The sequence below is a fragment of the Brevirhabdus sp. genome (assembly GCF_052826345.1).
This window is the reverse complement of sequence record NZ_JBRBUA010000109.1, coordinates 39,196-53,467: the sequence shown is the minus strand read 5'-3', so window position 1 is coordinate 53,467 and position 14,272 is coordinate 39,196. Positions and strand designations below refer to the sequence as shown.

The following is a 14,272-nucleotide window of genomic DNA, read 5'->3' as shown; positions in this document are numbered from 1 at the left end:
GGGTCAGCACCACGATGTAGGGCAGCCCGGCCTCTTTCAGCATCTGCACGGCGACGGTGGTGCGCGGCATCTGCATCAGCGACAGGATACCTTCCTGCATTCGGGCACCGCCGGCGGCGGAAAAAAGGATCAGCGGGCGGTTCAGCTCGACCGCGCGTTCGGCCGCGGCGATGATCGCGTTGCCGACATACATGCCCATCGACCCGGCCATGAAGGCGAAATCCTGCGCCGCGGCGACGATGGGCGTGCGGCCCATTTCACCCTCAGCCACCAGCATGGCCTCGGCCTCTCCGGTGGCTTTCTGCGCGGCCTTCAGCCGGTCGGGATAGCGTTTCTGATCCTTGAAATGCAAGGGGTCGGCGACGGGCTGGGGCACCTTCACGACGGTGAATATGCCGCCGTCGAACAGCGTCTCGAACCGCGCGCGGGGGGTGATGCCCATGTGATGATCGCAGTTGGTGCAGACCATCAGGTTGTCGGCCAGTTCGCGGTGGAACAGCATCGTCCCGCATTCCGGGCATTTCGTCCACAGGTTGTCGGGCATCTCGCGGCGCGAAAAGATCGAGTTGATCCGCGGGCGGACGTAGTTTGAGATCCAGTTCATGCGGGGTCCTCTGCTGGCGCGGCCTCGCATTCAGATAGAACGCGGCCCTGCGGAATGCAACGCCGCCTCAGCGCCACAGGGTGATCCGGCAGGCTGCCCAGGCCGCCGCCGTGATCGCCAGCTCTCGCAGCAGCAGAGGCTGGACGATGGCGATGTCGTCGATGGGAAAGCCGGTGGTGTAAAGGGCCAGCCCGGTGATCGAGTTTTCCATCGACACCACCGCGATGGCGAAAAAGTTGTTCGCCAGGTGAAAGCCCCAGGCCGCGCCCAGGCTGCCGGTGCGCGCGGTCAGATCTGCCGCGATCAGACCGAAAAGGATAGCGGCCGCCACCACAAGCACGCTGGTCGCGCCGCCCGCCGGATCGAAATGCAGCAGGCCGAACACGACCGCGGGCAGCACCAGCCACACCAGCGGAGAGGCAAAACGCGCGGCAAGCTGCTGCTGGGTATAGCCGCGGAACAGCAGCTCCTCCGCGCCGGTCTGCACGATCAGGCCCAACAGCGTCAGCGGCAGCAGCATCAGCCACAGCGACGGCTGCATGTTGGGGTCGAGCTCGATATCCGCGCCGGTCAGGTAATGTGCGGCGACAAAGACCGCGCCGACGGTCAGGGCAGCCACGATGCCCTCGCGCAGCGCCTGCGGCAGCGGGCCCGTCAGGCTGCGCCATCCGCGCCCGTGCAGCAGACGCGCGGCGAGCAGCGGACCGGCCGCCATGCCGATGAAGCTGAACAGCACCAGAAAGGCGTCGATTTCCGTGTCGGCGCGGGCGATGCGTCCCAGCGCGTTCAGCGGGCTGGACCCGCCGCGCAATTCCCACACCAGCGCAAGCAGCCCCGCCAGCCAGCCCAGATATACGATCAGCACGATCACCAGCCCAAGCACCAGCCGCCAGATCGCCGGATAGCGCGCTGCGGGTCGGACGTAGGTTGCAAATCGCGCGGGCAGCCAATTCAACGCGCTGCGCGAGGTGGGGTTTGGCATTGCGGCATCCGGCGGTGGTTGCGGGGCGGGACAGTCAGCGCGGCTGGTCCGGCGCATGGCTGACTGCGCGGCAAGCTATTGCGGCTGCGCCCGGGTTGCAATCCGGTCAATCGACCTTGCCTGCTCATAAGCCCTGCTTTATCCCGTGCACAGCACATCCAGAGGAAGCCCGCCATGCTGAAACGCCCGTTCGACAAATCCAAGCTGCCCAGCCGCCATGTGACCGAAGGCCCCGCGCGGGCGCCGCATCGGTCCTATTACTACGCGATGGGCCTGTCCGAGGCGGAAATCCAGCAGCCCTTCGTCGGCGTCGCCACCTGCTGGAACGAGGCCGCGCCCTGCAACATCGCGCTGAACCGGCAGGCGCAGGCGGTCAAGCTGGGGGTCAAGTCGGGCGGCGGCACCCCGCGCGAATTCACCACCATCACCGTGACAGACGGCATCGCGATGGGCCATGAGGGAATGCGCTCGAGCCTTGCCAGTCGCGAGGCGATCGCGGATTCGGTCGAACTGACGATGCGCGGTCATTGCTACGACGCGATCGTCGGTCTTGCGGGCTGCGACAAGTCGCTGCCGGGCATGATGATGGCGATGATCCGGCTGAACGTGCCTTCGGTCTTTCTCTATGGCGGGTCGATCCTGCCGGGCAAGGTGCCCGCCGGTGCCGACGTGCCCCGGGATTTCGCCAGCCGCGACCTGACCGTGCAGGACATGTTCGAGGCTGTGGGTCGGCATCAGAACGGCACGCTATCCGACGCGGCGCTGGAAATCCTGGAGCGTGTGGCCTGCCCCTCGGCCGGGGCCTGCGGCGGGCAGTTCACCGCCAACACCATGGCCTGTGTGTCCGAGGCGATCGGCCTCGCGCTCTTCAACTCGTCCGGCGCGCCCGCGCCCTACGAGAGCCGCGACCAATATGCCGCGGCCTCGGGCGAGGCGGTGATGAACCTGATCGGGAAGAACATCCGCGCGCGCGACATCTGCACGCGCGAGGCCTTCGAGAACGCCGCCCGCGTCGTCGCCTGCACCGGCGGGTCGACCAACGCGGGCCTGCACCTGCCCGCGATGGCGCACGAGGCCGGCATCGACTTCTTCCTCGACGACGTGTGCGAGATCTTCCGCGACACGCCCTATTTCGTCGATCTCAAGCCCGGCGGCCAGTTCGTGGCCAAGGACCTTTACGATGCGGGCGGTCTGCCCGTCGTGATGAAGGAGCTGCGCAAGGCCGGGTTGGTGCATGTGGATTGCATGACCGCCAGCGGCTATTCCATCGGCGAGGAGCTCGACAAGATCGACCGAGAGGCCGACGGACGCGTGATCCACGCGATCGCGACCCCGCTGACCGCCACCGGCGGTGTCGTCGGGCTGAAGGGAAACGTGGCCCCCGAAGGCGCGATCGTGAAGGTCGCGGGCATGTCAAAGGAGGAGCAGGTCTTCACCGGCCCCGCCCGCGTGTTCGAATGCGAGGAAGACGCCTTCGAAGCGGTGCAGAAACGCGGCTATGAGGAAGGCGAGGTCATCGTCATCCGCAACGAGGGCCCCGCGGGCGGGCCGGGCATGCGCGAGATGCTGTCGACCACCGCCGCGCTGTCGGGCCAGGGCATGGGCAAGAAGGTCGCGCTGATCACCGACGGCCGCTTTTCGGGCGCGACGCGCGGCTTCTGCGTGGGCCACGTGGGTCCCGAGGCCGCGCAGGGCGGACCCATCGCGCTGCTGAAAGACGGCGACATCATCACCATCGACGCGATCAAGGGCGAGATTTTCGTCGATCTGACGGCGCAGGAGCTGGAAAGCCGCAAGGCCGCCTGGACCGGCGCGCGGCCGACCGACTATGCCTCGGGCGCGCTGTGGAAATACGCGCAGCTTGTCGGCTCCACCCGCAAGGGGGCGGTCACGCATCCCGGCGCCAATGCGGAAACCCACGTCTACATGGACCTCTGAGGCGCGGGCGGGCGGGGGTGAACCTCCCCGCCCGTTGCGTCGCGCAGCTCGCCCGGGGGGCCGGCCGCGCCTGATTGCCGTCTTGTTGTCCGCGGGGTCACGCTGCGGCGGCGATCGCCCGGTATTCATTGCGAAACCTTTGTGTGCCAGGGCTTGATTTGGCACAGTGCCGTGCACGGATGTCGGAAAGAGTACATGTTGGGTAGAGTCAAAGATCTTATCGGCAGGGAGCGCCACAGACGCGCGCTGGCCCGCTGGGAGGCCGCCGCCGAGGCCGCGGATACGCTTGATCTGACGACCTTGCGCCTGTTGCGCAGCCGCGCGCGCCAGCAGCGGCGGCGTCTGGACAAGCTGCTGCATGTGGCGGAGGGGCGGCTGGCGCTGCCTCTGATCGGCTCGAACGCGATCCGCAAGCCGCTTTATTGCGACTGGGCCTACCGGCCCGAGATCTGGCGCGGCCCCATCCGTTCGCCGGGCTGCGCCGGAGTGGAAAGCCAGACCGAATACGGGTCCGAAGCCAAGATTTTCCATGACTGCAAGGTGTCGGAACTGACGCTGCGCCAGATTCGCAATCAGCGCGATCACGACCTGGCGCCCTTCGGTCTGCGGATGGATGTCTTTCATTTCGACGGCAGCTTTCTGTCTCTCGTCGTCGATCTGCCCGACAGCGCGGTCGAGGGCCTGAAACTCAGCCATGTCCTGCGGCTCGACACCATCATCGAGACGGAAAAACCGCTGGAGATATTCGCGCGGCTGAACATCAAGCATGGTCCCAACACCGAACAGATCGTGCGCGAACTGCCCCTGAACGCGAGCGAGGTCATGGTGGAATTCGATCTGGCCTACACCAAGGTCAACGAAAAACGCATGGAGCGGATGTGGCTGGATCTGATATTCGAGGGGCCGGAACTGAATCAGATCGTCCTGCGCGATGTGACGCTGACCCGTCGTCCGCGGTCTGAACTGTGAGGAAGCCGCGATGACCGACATCACCCTGGAAAAGCGGCGACTGCACGGCGGCGTCTGGGAGGCGGTGCTGAGCCTGCCCGAAGACAGCAGCGGCATTCCCCGGATCGAGGTGACCCATCTCGACACCGCGGTCGAGGGCGTCTCTCTCACCGAGGTGCCCGGCGCACCGAACGCCTGGCTGTTGCGCGTGCCGGTGCCGCCCGCCGCCTTGTCGGACGGTGTGCAGACATTTCTGGTCCGGGACACGGATGACGACGCGCGGCTGGGCAGTTTCACCATCGTGACCGGCCAGCCGCTGGAAGACGACCTGAGGGCGGAAATCGGCCTGCTGAGGGCGGAGCTTGACATGCTCAAGCGTGCCTTCCGCCGCCACTGCCTGGAAACCGGCGGATCGGACTGAGGCGCGCCCGTCGGGGCGCATCTCCGGTCGGGCGGCGGGCCGCCGTCGCGCTCAGCCGGGCCTTACGCGGCGTATGGGGGTGACAAGACGGCGGGCCCCGGCGCATTTTCCTTGCGGTCGAAGGAGCGCACGCATGTCCCACTATCCGAACCTGCTCGCCCCGCTGGACCTGGGCTTCACCACGCTGAAGAACCGGGTGCTGATGGGGTCCATGCATACCAATCTGGAGGAGACGAAGGATTGGAACCGCGTGGCCGAGTTCTACGCCGCGCGGGCGCGCGGCGGGGTCGGGCTGATGGTCACCGGCGGCATGGCCCCCAACGCCGAGGGCGGCGTCTTCGCCGGGGCGGCGGGGCTTTTCACCGACGAGGACATCGCCAACCATCGCGTGGTGACCGACCGGGTACATGATGCGGGCGGCAAGATCGCGATGCAGATCCTGCACGCGGGCCGCTACGCCTACAATCCGGCCTGCGTCGCCCCCAGCGCCATCAAATCGCCGATCTCGCCCTTCGCTCCGAAAGAGCTGGACGAGGAAGGCATCGAAAAGCAGATCGCCGACATCGCGCATTCGGCAGCCCAAGCCCGCCGCGCCGGCTATGACGGGGTCGAGGTCATGGGATCGGAGGGGTATTTCCTCAACCAGTTCCTCGTGCGCCACACCAACAAGCGCACGGATCGCTGGGGCGGCAGCTACGAGAACCGGATGCGCCTGCCGGTGGAGGTCGTGTCCCGCGTGCGCGCGGCGGTGGGCGAGGATTTCATCGTCATCTATCGCCTGTCGATGATCGACCTGATCCCCGACGGCTCCACCTTCGAGGAGGTCGTGCAGCTGGCCCGCGCGGTCGAGGCGGCGGGCGCCACGATCATCAACACCGGCATCGGCTGGCATGAGGCCCGCGTGCCCACCATCGCCACATCGGTGCCGCGCGCGGCCTTTGCCTGGGTCACGCGCAAGCTGATGGGGCAGGTGGGTGTGCCGCTGGTCACCTCCAACCGGATCAACACGCCCGAGGTGGCCGAGGGCATCCTGGCCGACGGCTGCGCCGATATGGTGTCGATGGCGCGCCCCTTTCTTGCGGATGCCGATTTCGTGGCCAAGGCGCAGGCCGGGCAGGCGGAGCGGATCGCGCCCTGCATCGCGTGCAACCAGGCGTGCCTCGATCATACTTTCAGCGGCAAGATTTCGACCTGCCTGGTCAACCCGCGTGCCTGCCATGAAACCGAACTGACCTATAACCGGGCGGCGCAGCGCAAGCGCATCGCGGTCGTGGGCGCCGGGCCCGCGGGTCTGTCCGCCGCCTTGGTCGCGGCCCACCGCGGCCATGACGTCAGCCTGTTCGACGGCGCGAACGATATCGGCGGACAGTTGAACATGGCGCGTCAGATCCCCGGCAAGGAGGAGTTCCACGGCCTGGTGGACTATTATCGCAAGGCGGTCGCGGCCTCGGGCATCTCGCTGCATCTGTCGCAAAGGGTCGCGGCGCCGGATCTGGCCGGGTTCGATGAGGTCATCGTGGCCACCGGCGTCCTGCCGCGCGATCCGCAGATTCCGGGGCAGGACGACGACAGGGTCGTCAGCTATATCGACGTCTTGCGCCGCAAGGTGGCGGTCGGTCGCCGTGTCGCGATCATCGGCGCGGGGGGAATCGGCTTCGACGTGGCCGAATATCTCGCCCATCCCGGCGACACCACCACCGAGGACCTGCCCGCCTGGCTGAACGAATGGGGCATCGCCGATCCGGCGCAGGCGCGCGGCGGCCTGTCGCCCGACGGGCCACGGCCTCAACAGGCCGAACGGCAGATCACGCTGTTGCAGCGCAAGGCCTCCAAGCCCGGACGCGGGCTGGGCAAGACGACCGGCTGGATCCACAGGGCGACGCTGAAGATGAAAAAGGTCCAGATGGTGGGTGGCGTCAACTATGAGGCGATAGACGCCCAGGGCCTGCACATCAGTTTCGGCGAGACTCGCGAACGCCCCACGGTGCTGGAGGTCGATACGATCGTGCTTTGCGCAGGGCAGTTGCCCGAGCGCGCGCTGGCCGATGAGCTGATCGCGCTGGGCCGCAGCCCGCATGTCATCGGCGGCGCGGACCTTGCGGCGGAACTGGACGCGAAGCGTGCCATAGATCAGGGCGCGCGGCTGGCCGCCACCTTGTGAACCTGCTGTAGGCACGCAACTTTCGCCGCGCGGGGGCGCCCGTTGTTGCCGGTCGCGCAACCGCTGTTGCGTTGTTCCCTGTCCAAATACATTCTCAGCAATACCGCTCAATTGTCCGACGCGCTCCGCAATCGTGCCCGAATTGGGCGTCAGATTTGGGCGCAGTAGGGATTGTGTACCAAAGGGTTTGGGAATGGATCGATTGACCGAAATGGAGGCTTTCGCAATGGTTGTGGACCAGGGCGGATTCACGGATGCGGCAAAGAAGATGGGAATTTCCAAATCGGCCGTCTCCAAGCATGTTTCATCGCTGGAGGCCCGGCTGGGCGCGCGTCTGCTTAACCGCACCACCCGGCGCGTCAGCCCGACGGAAATCGGCCTGGCTTACTATGACCGTGCCCGGCGCGTGCTGAATGACGCGGGCGAGGCCGACGCGCTTGTCACCTCGATGCAATCGGCGCCCAGCGGGCTGTTGCGCTTGTCGGTGGCGACGGATTTCGGGGTGAATCATCTGAGCCCGATTCTGGGGGATTTCCTGGCGGAATATCCTGACATCATGGTGAACATGGTGCTCAACAACCGTTTCGTGGAGCTGATTTCCGAAGGCTTCGACATGGCGATCCGCATCGGAGAGCTGGAAGACAGCACCCTTCGGTCGCGCAAGCTGACCGAAACCACGCGGCGCATGGTCGGCTCGCCCGCCTATTTCGAGCGCTATGGCCGCCCCGAAAAGATCGACGATCTGAACGCGCATAAACTGCTGCATTATTCGAACCAGTCGAACGGCAACGTCTGGAAACTGACCGCCCCCTCGGGGGAACGCCGTCAGGTCCGCTCCGCCGGGTGGCTGACGGTAAACGACGGGCAGTCGCTGTTGAACGCCGCGATCTCGGGTCTGGGCATCGCTTATCTGCCCAGCTTTCTCTATCGCGACGCGCTGGCTGCCGGTCTGGTCGAAGAGGCGATCCCCTCTCTGCCGGTGGAAAAGCTGGGGATCTACGCGGTTTACCCGCCGGGGCGCTTCACCCAGCCCAAGGTGCGGTCCTTCATCGATTATCTGGCGGCGCATTTTGCCAAGCAGAACACGCCAATCTGAAGTTTTTGTTAATGTGTAAGTGCGTTAAGTGTATTTGAGTTAAGGTGCAAAACTGGGCCCGCGACGATTGTCGCGGGTCTTTTTTCATGCGTTTTGCCGCTATTCGATGGAGGAGAGCACAGCCTCGACCCTGCGGTTGCGGGTGCGTCCGTCCGGGGTCAGGTTGCTTGCGCGCGGCGCCAGAAATCCGATGCCTTCGGCACGGATCTGCGCCTCGGGGATCGCATATTTGGTCAGCATTCGGTCCACAACCGCCTGCGCGCGCTGGCGGGAGATCTCGACGTTGCCCGAAAGGCTGCCCTGCGCGTCTGTGTGACCCACCAGCACGACCTGCCGGTCGGGATGCGCCTTGAGATAGGTCGCGAGGGTGCTCAGCGTGTCATAATCGTCGCGCGCCAGATCTGTGGCACCGCTGGCGAAATCCAGATCGCCCAGCACCAGCCGCCCGGCGCCTTCCAGCTGTCGCGAAAAGCTGCTGTCGCCCGCCGTCTGCGTGTCCCGGTCCAATTCGACGCGCGTTTTGGTCGACTTGAGCGCGCGTGTGTCGCTGGACGCGTCGGCAGAGGCCGACGCACCGACCCGGGTGATCTGGATGTAACCCGCGCCGCGGCTCTTGCTGACCATCAGGCTGACGACCTCGGCAGGGGCGGCGCCGTCCGCGGCCGGTTTTCGCGCTGCCAGGAAACGGAAGTCGCCCAGATCGACGTGCATTTCGGGATCGGGCAGGATTTCCGTCTGAAACCGGAAATCGAATCCGCCGCAATCGCGTGTCTTGCACTGGAACAGGATTTCATACCCCTCCTGCTCCAGCTGGGCGCGCAGGGGCGTCAGCATTTCCAGGGTGTTCCGGTCCGATCCGGGCAGGCGGTAGGCGCGCCGCGTCACGGGGCCCTCGGTGCTGAGGGTGGGTATCGTGCCTGCGCGCCAGGGGCCCACCGGCATCGCATAGCTGCCCAGCACCGCCGCGCGGGCCGCCGTCTGGCTGGCGGTGCCCGGCAGATTCAGCGCCGTGGCCGCCGCCATCGTTGGCAGCGCGACACCGATCACCGCGAAAAACGCCCCGCGTGTCATTGTGCGCCGACTGCCGGATCGCGCGCCGCGGCCCGCTGATGCGCCGTTGTGAAAATCGGAGTCTCGGGGTGAGGCTGCGGATAACGGTGCCACAGCAGGCAGGTGCGATCCTGCCAATCGATCATTGTCTTTGCGCAATGAAACTTATCCCTCGGCCAGTTGGCCCCCCCGATAGTGATAATGTCCCACAATCCCCATTTTCAGGGAAGCATACAGCCTGTTCGACGGCAGATTATCGCTTGTCGTGACGAGGGCGAAGGTTTCCGCACCTTGATCTTGTGCCCAAAGCGCGGCGCGACGCAAGATAAGCGCACCGACGCCCTTGCGCCGAAACTTTTCATTAACTTCAAGCGCATGCAGCATGGCGATTCGCTCGTGCATGGCGACAAAGGCGGTTCCCGCCGCACGGTCGGCGATCCGTGCGAGGATCGCGGTCTTGGGGCCCTTCACCCGGTCCATCACGGCCAGCCGCTCAGTGCCGATGCCGCCGTCGCGCCACAGCTCCTTCATGATGTGCAGCGGCGGATAGATCGCAAAGCTTGTCATCGGCGGCGAGGGAGCGGCCAGCCGGTCCACCGGCAGGCAATAGGCGGTGACCGGATCGACCAGGGCATAGCCGCGTGCGGCCAGCGCCGCATCGAGCCGGTCGTCGCCCTCGCGGATCATGAACAGCGGGGCCTGGTCCCTGTCGCGCATCGCGCCTTCGGCCTGCGCGATATCGGTATCGGTGACCGTGTCGGTCGCGGGGCCGTCCACCGTGGCCGCCGACACGCGCTTGCCCCCGCCCGCGCCGTCGCGCAGGGTCCAGCAGCCCAGCCGCCAGGTGCGGGCAGGGGGCCAGGTGGCCTCCGTCGCACGGTAGATCTCGGTGATGTCGGGGGTCACTCCCGCGCCTCGGGGAAAGCGGCCAGCAGCGCGTCGACCGCGGTTTGCAGCGCCTGCGCGTCGCTGCCACGCAGCACCACGTTCGAGCCGTAGCGTCCATTCGGCCCCTGAAACGGGTAGGAGCCCAGCGACAGGTCCGGGTGTGCCGCGGCCAGCGCCGACAGCGGCCCGGCGATATCGCCCTCGCCGCGTTCGATCCGCACCGAACGCGACAGGACGGGCGCGCCGCCGATGATGCGGGGCAGGACGGAGGCGACCATCGCCTGAAAGATCGCGGGCACGCCTGCCATGACATGCACGTTTTCGACGGTAAATCCCGGCGCCGCGGAAACCGGGTTGTCGATCAGCGTGGCGCCGTCGGGGATACGCGCCATGCGCAGGCGCGCGGGGTTGAGTTTGGTGCCCGAGCGCGCGTAATGGGCGGCCAGGATGGCGCGGGCGTCGTCGCGCACGTCGATGCCCAGGCCGAACGCGTCGGCGATGGCGTCGGCGGTGATGTCGTCATGGGTGGGGCCGATTCCGCCCGAGGTGAACACCACATCCCAGGCCCGGCGCAGATCGTTCAGCGCGGAAACGATCGCGGCGTGATCGTCGGACACAACGCGGACCTCCTTCAGGTCGACGCCATGGCCGGTCAGCTCGCCTGCAAGATGATGCATGTTCGCATCCCGCGTGCGCCCGGAAAGGATTTCATCGCCGATGACCAGCATGGCTGCGGTTGGATTGCCCATTCGAGCCCCTTTCAGTCGCCCCACGGGCGGTATAGATCGCGGCGCGGGGCGTTTCAAACCCCCTCATCCGCCGCTATTGCGACCGTGGCTCGACGCAGGCCGCTTAGAACTGGCAGATTGCGAAGGAATACCTTAAAATGCGGCCTGACCCAGTGGTATCGAATATGCGCGGAGCGGATTTTGGACGAGCATAACAGTGGACGAGTGACCAAGGACGGCATTCGCATTTATCAAGAGGCCGACTTTGCGGGTATGCACAAGGCCGGTGCCCTCGCGGCGCAGATCCTGGACCGGGTGGCGCCGCTTGTCTATCCGGGGCAGAGCACCGGCGAGATCGACGCCGCGATCACCCGGATGGTCGATGAGGCGGGCGCCACCTCTGCCACGATCGGGTACAAGGGCTATCAGCACGCGAGCTGCATCAGCGTCAATCATGTGGTCTGCCACGGCATTCCAGGCGACAAGCGGCTGAAGGACGGCGATATCCTGAATGTCGACGTCACCGTGATCGTCGACGGCTGGTTCGGGGACACCAGCCGGATGTATGTCGCGGGAAAGTTGTCGCGCAAGTCGGAGCGGCTGATCCAGGTCACGCATGACGCCCTGTTCGAGGGGATTTCGGCGGTCCGGCCGGGCAACACGTTCGGCGACATCGGCCACGCGATCCAGACCTTCGTGGAAGCCAACCGCATGGCGGTTGTGCGCGATTTCTGCGGCCACGGGCTGGGCCGTGTGTTCCATTCGCCGCCCAATGTGCTGCACTACGGCCGCCCCGGCACCGGCCCCGAGCTGGAAGAAGGCATGTTTTTCACCATCGAGCCTATGGTCAACCTGGGCAGGGCGGAAACCAAGGTTCTGGCCGACGATTGGACAGCCGTGACGCGCGACAAGTCGCTTTCCGCCCAATTCGAGCATTCGATCGGCGTGACCGCGACGGGGTGCGAGATTTTCACCCTCTCCCCCGCCGGGAAGTTTCACCCCACCTGGGATTGACCGGGCACGGGGTACGGGGCGCAGGCAAAGGGCACAGATAAAGGGGGGCGGGCAGGTAGCCCGCTCAACCCCGGTCCTCGGGGCGCAGGATGTGAATCACCGTGCCGCCATAGCGCCGCAGCGTCACGATGGCGAAGCCCGCGGGCGCGGTCTGGTCCGATCCTTCCTCCCAGACGATCAGGGCCTCGGGTGCGATCCATCCGCCCTTCGCCGCGGCGCCAAGCGCAGCTTGGCCCATGTTGCGGCCATAGGGAGGGTCGAGAAAGATCAGATCATAGGGGGCGCCTCCGTTCCGGCCCAGTCTGCGCACGTCGCGCCGCATCACCGTGGCGCAGGCGGCATTGCCGGTAAGATCCACATTGCGCCGCAGCAGCCCCTGCGCCTTGGCGCCGTCGTCGACGAAACAGGCCGTCGCCGCCCCGCGCGACAGGGCCTCGAGCCCCAGCGCGCCGGTGCCCGCGAAAAGATCGAGCACGCGCGCATCGGCGACCGGATCGCCATAGCTGCCGCCCAGCAGGTGGCTGAACAAGCTTTCGCGCACGCGGTCGCTGGTGGGGCGCAGATGCGCGGCGTCGTCGCCCTTGCCCAAGGCAGCCAGCGGCTGCCCGCGATTTTTCCCCGAGATGATCCGCATCGGCCTATTTCAGCAGCGCTTTCAGATCGGCCGCAGGGTCGGTCAGAACGTCGGCAGGGGGGGATTTCCCCGCTTCCACCAGGCGTTTGCCGATCATGAAGGCGCGCGGGTCGTTCATCGCATCGACTGCCAGCAACTCGTCGCCCCGGAAATACCAGAACGACGTCGCCCCCGGCTTTTCGCCGGGACGGGTCACGATGCGATCGTAGCCGGTATTCAGCCCCGCGATCTGCAATTTCGTCTCATATTGATCCGACCAGAACCAGGGACAGGGTACATAGGGTTTCTGTGCGCCCAGCATGTTGGCGGCGACCGTCTCCGCCTGATCGATGGCGTTTTGCACGCTTTCCAGCCGGATGCGCGCGCCTTTGTAGGGAAAGGACGCACAATCGCCGGCAGCCCAGATCGCCGGGTCCGAGGTGCGCCCGTACTCATCGGTCGCGATGCCGTTGTCGAGCGCAACGCCCGCCATTTCGGCCAGCTGCGTGGCCGGGGCGATGCCGACGCCGACGATCACGAAATCCAGATCCAGCGCCTGCCCGTCGCTCAGCTTTGCGCCGGTGACGCGGTCGTCGCCCGTCAGCCGCTCAAGGCCCACGCCTTCGAGGATCTGCACCCCGCGGCCGCCGTGCAGGTCGCGGAAGTAGGCGGATGTCTCCGGCGCCGCGACGCGTTGCAGGATACGGTCCGCCATTTCCACCAATGTCACCTGAACACCGCATTTGGCGGCCACCGCGGCGGCCTCCAGCCCGATATAGCCGCCGCCGACGATCAGCGCCCGGCGGTCGGGGCGGAAGTTCTCGGCCATGTCATCCACATCGGCAAGCGTGCGCACCACATGGACACCTTTCAGGTGACCCCCGATCGCAGCGGGCAGGCGCCGGGGATGCGACCCGGTGGTCAGGGCAAGCTGGTCGTAGGGCAGGATGTCCTCGCCCACCGTCACGGTTCGCGCCGCCGCGTCCAACGCCGTGACCGGCTGGCCGAGCCTGAGGTCGATGTCGTTTTCGCGGTAGAACCGTTCGGGGCGCAACAGCAGGCGATCCATCTCCATGTCGCCCATCAGATAGGCCTTGGACAGCGGCGGGCGCTGATAGGGCGGAACGGATTCCTCGCCGATCAGGGTGATCTGCCCGTCGAACCCCAGCGTGCGCAGCTTTGCCACCAGCGATGCGCCCGCCTGTCCGGCCCCCGCCACTATGATTTGCGCCATGCCATTCCCTTCTGGTCATTCGACTTGGGGAGCCTATACCATCACCTATTGAATGCAACGAAGGACGAGGCCGCCCAACATGAAGATTTCCGTCGGTGACAAACTGCCCGATGCCACCCTGATCCGCATGGGTGCCGATGGCCCCGAAGCCGTCTCGGTGGCCGAGCTGACCAGGAACCGGAAGGTGGTGATCTTTGCGGTGCCGGGGGCCTACACGCCGACCTGCTCGTCCGCGCATGTGCCCAGCTTCATCCGCACCCGGGACCAGTTCGCGGCCAAGGGCGTGGACGAAATCGTTTGTGTCTCGGTCAACGATCCCTTCGTGATGAAGGCCTGGGGCGAGGCGACCGGCGCGACGCAGGCGGGCATTGTCATGCTGGCCGATGCCGACGCCAGCTATACAAAGGCGCTGGGCGTCGATTTCAGCGCGCCGCCGGCCGGGCTGATCAACCGATCCGCCCGCTACGCGATGCTGGTCGAGGACGGCGAGGTGCGCATCTTCAACAAGGAAGCGGGCCCCGGCCTGTGCGAGACATCCGCCGGAGAAAGTCTTTTGGCCGACATGGGCTGAGCGGGCGACGCGCGGGCGAGGGGC

14 protein-coding genes are annotated in these 14,272 nt (G+C 66.2%); 7 read left to right on the top strand and 7 right to left on the bottom strand.

The features are described from left to right. A partial coding sequence (locus ACU0BR_RS13390; protein WP_446157333.1) for an acetyl-CoA carboxylase carboxyltransferase subunit beta occupies window positions 1-604 on the bottom strand: 604 nt, incomplete at its 3' end. A gap of 67 nt (window positions 605-671) precedes the next feature. Then, window positions 672-1,586, bottom strand: coding sequence for a CPBP family intramembrane glutamic endopeptidase (locus ACU0BR_RS13385; RefSeq protein WP_446157332.1), 915 nt, complete (start codon window positions 1,584-1,586; stop codon window positions 672-674). A 174-nt stretch (window positions 1,587-1,760) separates the two neighbouring features. Between ACU0BR_RS13385 and ilvD the strand changes: the two genes are divergently transcribed. The 5 genes from ilvD to ACU0BR_RS13360 all read left to right on the top strand — a co-directional run bounded on the left by ilvD (window position 1,761) and on the right by ACU0BR_RS13360 (window position 8,150). Then, entirely contained in the window at window positions 1,761-3,524 is a 1,764-nt protein-coding gene (gene ilvD, locus ACU0BR_RS13380; protein ID WP_446157331.1) for a dihydroxy-acid dehydratase, read from the top strand. Between the two features lie 195 nt (window positions 3,525-3,719). After that, window positions 3,720-4,493: a DUF6478 family protein gene (locus tag ACU0BR_RS13375; protein ID WP_446157330.1), complete on the top strand. Its 774-nt coding sequence runs from the start codon at window positions 3,720-3,722 to the stop codon at window positions 4,491-4,493. 10 nt (window positions 4,494-4,503) lie between these two features. Further along, complete coding sequence (locus ACU0BR_RS13370; protein WP_446157329.1) at window positions 4,504-4,893, top strand: hypothetical protein; 390 nt, start codon at window positions 4,504-4,506, stop codon at window positions 4,891-4,893. Window positions 4,894-5,026: 133 nt separating this feature from the next. Further along, window positions 5,027-7,054: an oxidoreductase gene (locus tag ACU0BR_RS13365; RefSeq protein WP_446157328.1), complete on the top strand. Its 2,028-nt coding sequence runs from the start codon at window positions 5,027-5,029 to the stop codon at window positions 7,052-7,054. Between the two features lie 193 nt (window positions 7,055-7,247). Next, window positions 7,248-8,150: a LysR family transcriptional regulator gene (locus ACU0BR_RS13360; protein WP_446157327.1), complete on the top strand. Its 903-nt coding sequence runs from the start codon at window positions 7,248-7,250 to the stop codon at window positions 8,148-8,150. A gap of 99 nt (window positions 8,151-8,249) precedes the next feature. On the opposite strand, the gene ACU0BR_RS13355 is transcribed toward ACU0BR_RS13360, so the two are convergent. From ACU0BR_RS13355 to ACU0BR_RS13345, 3 genes are all read right to left on the bottom strand, one after another. Beyond that, a complete protein-coding gene (locus tag ACU0BR_RS13355; RefSeq protein WP_446157326.1) occupies window positions 8,250-9,221 on the bottom strand; it encodes an OmpA family protein in 972 nt (323 codons plus the stop codon). A gap of 144 nt (window positions 9,222-9,365) precedes the next feature. After that, window positions 9,366-10,106 (bottom strand): GNAT family N-acetyltransferase, encoded by a 741-nt coding sequence (locus tag ACU0BR_RS13350; protein WP_446157325.1) that lies wholly within the window; start codon window positions 10,104-10,106, stop codon window positions 9,366-9,368. Next, complete coding sequence (locus ACU0BR_RS13345; protein WP_446157324.1) at window positions 10,103-10,837, bottom strand: competence/damage-inducible protein A; 735 nt, start codon at window positions 10,835-10,837, stop codon at window positions 10,103-10,105. Before ACU0BR_RS13345 ends, ACU0BR_RS13350 begins: the two co-directional genes overlap by 4 nt. Before the next feature lie 180 nt (window positions 10,838-11,017). On the opposite strand from ACU0BR_RS13345, the gene map reads away from it, so the two are divergent. Beyond that, a complete protein-coding gene (gene map, locus ACU0BR_RS13340) occupies window positions 11,018-11,830 on the top strand; it encodes a type I methionyl aminopeptidase (RefSeq protein WP_446157323.1) in 813 nt (270 codons plus the stop codon). Between the two features lie 64 nt (window positions 11,831-11,894). Here the strand turns inward: map and rsmD are convergent, their stop codons facing one another. Together rsmD and ACU0BR_RS13330 are read right to left on the bottom strand one after the other, a co-directional pair. Then, window positions 11,895-12,464, bottom strand: coding sequence for a 16S rRNA (guanine(966)-N(2))-methyltransferase RsmD (gene rsmD / locus ACU0BR_RS13335; RefSeq protein WP_446157322.1), 570 nt, complete (start codon window positions 12,462-12,464; stop codon window positions 11,895-11,897). Window positions 12,465-12,468: 4 nt separating this feature from the next. Further along, on the bottom strand, window positions 12,469-13,677 hold the full coding sequence (locus ACU0BR_RS13330) for an NAD(P)/FAD-dependent oxidoreductase (protein ID WP_446157321.1): 1,209 nt from the start codon (window positions 13,675-13,677) through the stop codon (window positions 12,469-12,471). 79 nt (window positions 13,678-13,756) lie between these two features. On the opposite strand from ACU0BR_RS13330, the gene ACU0BR_RS13325 reads away from it, so the two are divergent. Further along, window positions 13,757-14,248, top strand: coding sequence for a redoxin family protein (locus ACU0BR_RS13325; protein ID WP_446157320.1), 492 nt, complete (start codon window positions 13,757-13,759; stop codon window positions 14,246-14,248). Window positions 14,249-14,272 lie beyond the last annotated feature (24 nt).

Bases quoted from the DNA above. Each gene is read 5' to 3' on its own strand.
- ACU0BR_RS13385 (WP_446157332.1), bottom strand. From the start codon at position 1,586: ATGCCAAACCCCACCTCGCGCAGCGCGTTGAATTGGCTGCCCGCGCGA.
- ilvD (WP_446157331.1), top strand. From the start codon at position 1,761: ATGCTGAAACGCCCGTTCGACAAATCCAAGCTGCCCAGCCGCCATGTG.
- ACU0BR_RS13375 (WP_446157330.1), top strand. From the start codon at position 3,720: ATGTTGGGTAGAGTCAAAGATCTTATCGGCAGGGAGCGCCACAGACGC.
- ACU0BR_RS13370 (WP_446157329.1), top strand. From the start codon at position 4,504: ATGACCGACATCACCCTGGAAAAGCGGCGACTGCACGGCGGCGTCTGG.
- ACU0BR_RS13365 (WP_446157328.1), top strand. From the start codon at position 5,027: ATGTCCCACTATCCGAACCTGCTCGCCCCGCTGGACCTGGGCTTCACC.
- ACU0BR_RS13360 (WP_446157327.1), top strand. From the start codon at position 7,248: ATGGATCGATTGACCGAAATGGAGGCTTTCGCAATGGTTGTGGACCAG.
- ACU0BR_RS13355 (WP_446157326.1), bottom strand. From the start codon at position 9,221: ATGACACGCGGGGCGTTTTTCGCGGTGATCGGTGTCGCGCTGCCAACG.
- ACU0BR_RS13345 (WP_446157324.1), bottom strand. From the start codon at position 10,837: ATGGGCAATCCAACCGCAGCCATGCTGGTCATCGGCGATGAAATCCTT.
- rsmD (WP_446157322.1), bottom strand. From the start codon at position 12,464: ATGCGGATCATCTCGGGGAAAAATCGCGGGCAGCCGCTGGCTGCCTTG.
- ACU0BR_RS13330 (WP_446157321.1), bottom strand. From the start codon at position 13,677: ATGGCGCAAATCATAGTGGCGGGGGCCGGACAGGCGGGCGCATCGCTG.
- ACU0BR_RS13325 (WP_446157320.1), top strand. From the start codon at position 13,757: ATGAAGATTTCCGTCGGTGACAAACTGCCCGATGCCACCCTGATCCGC.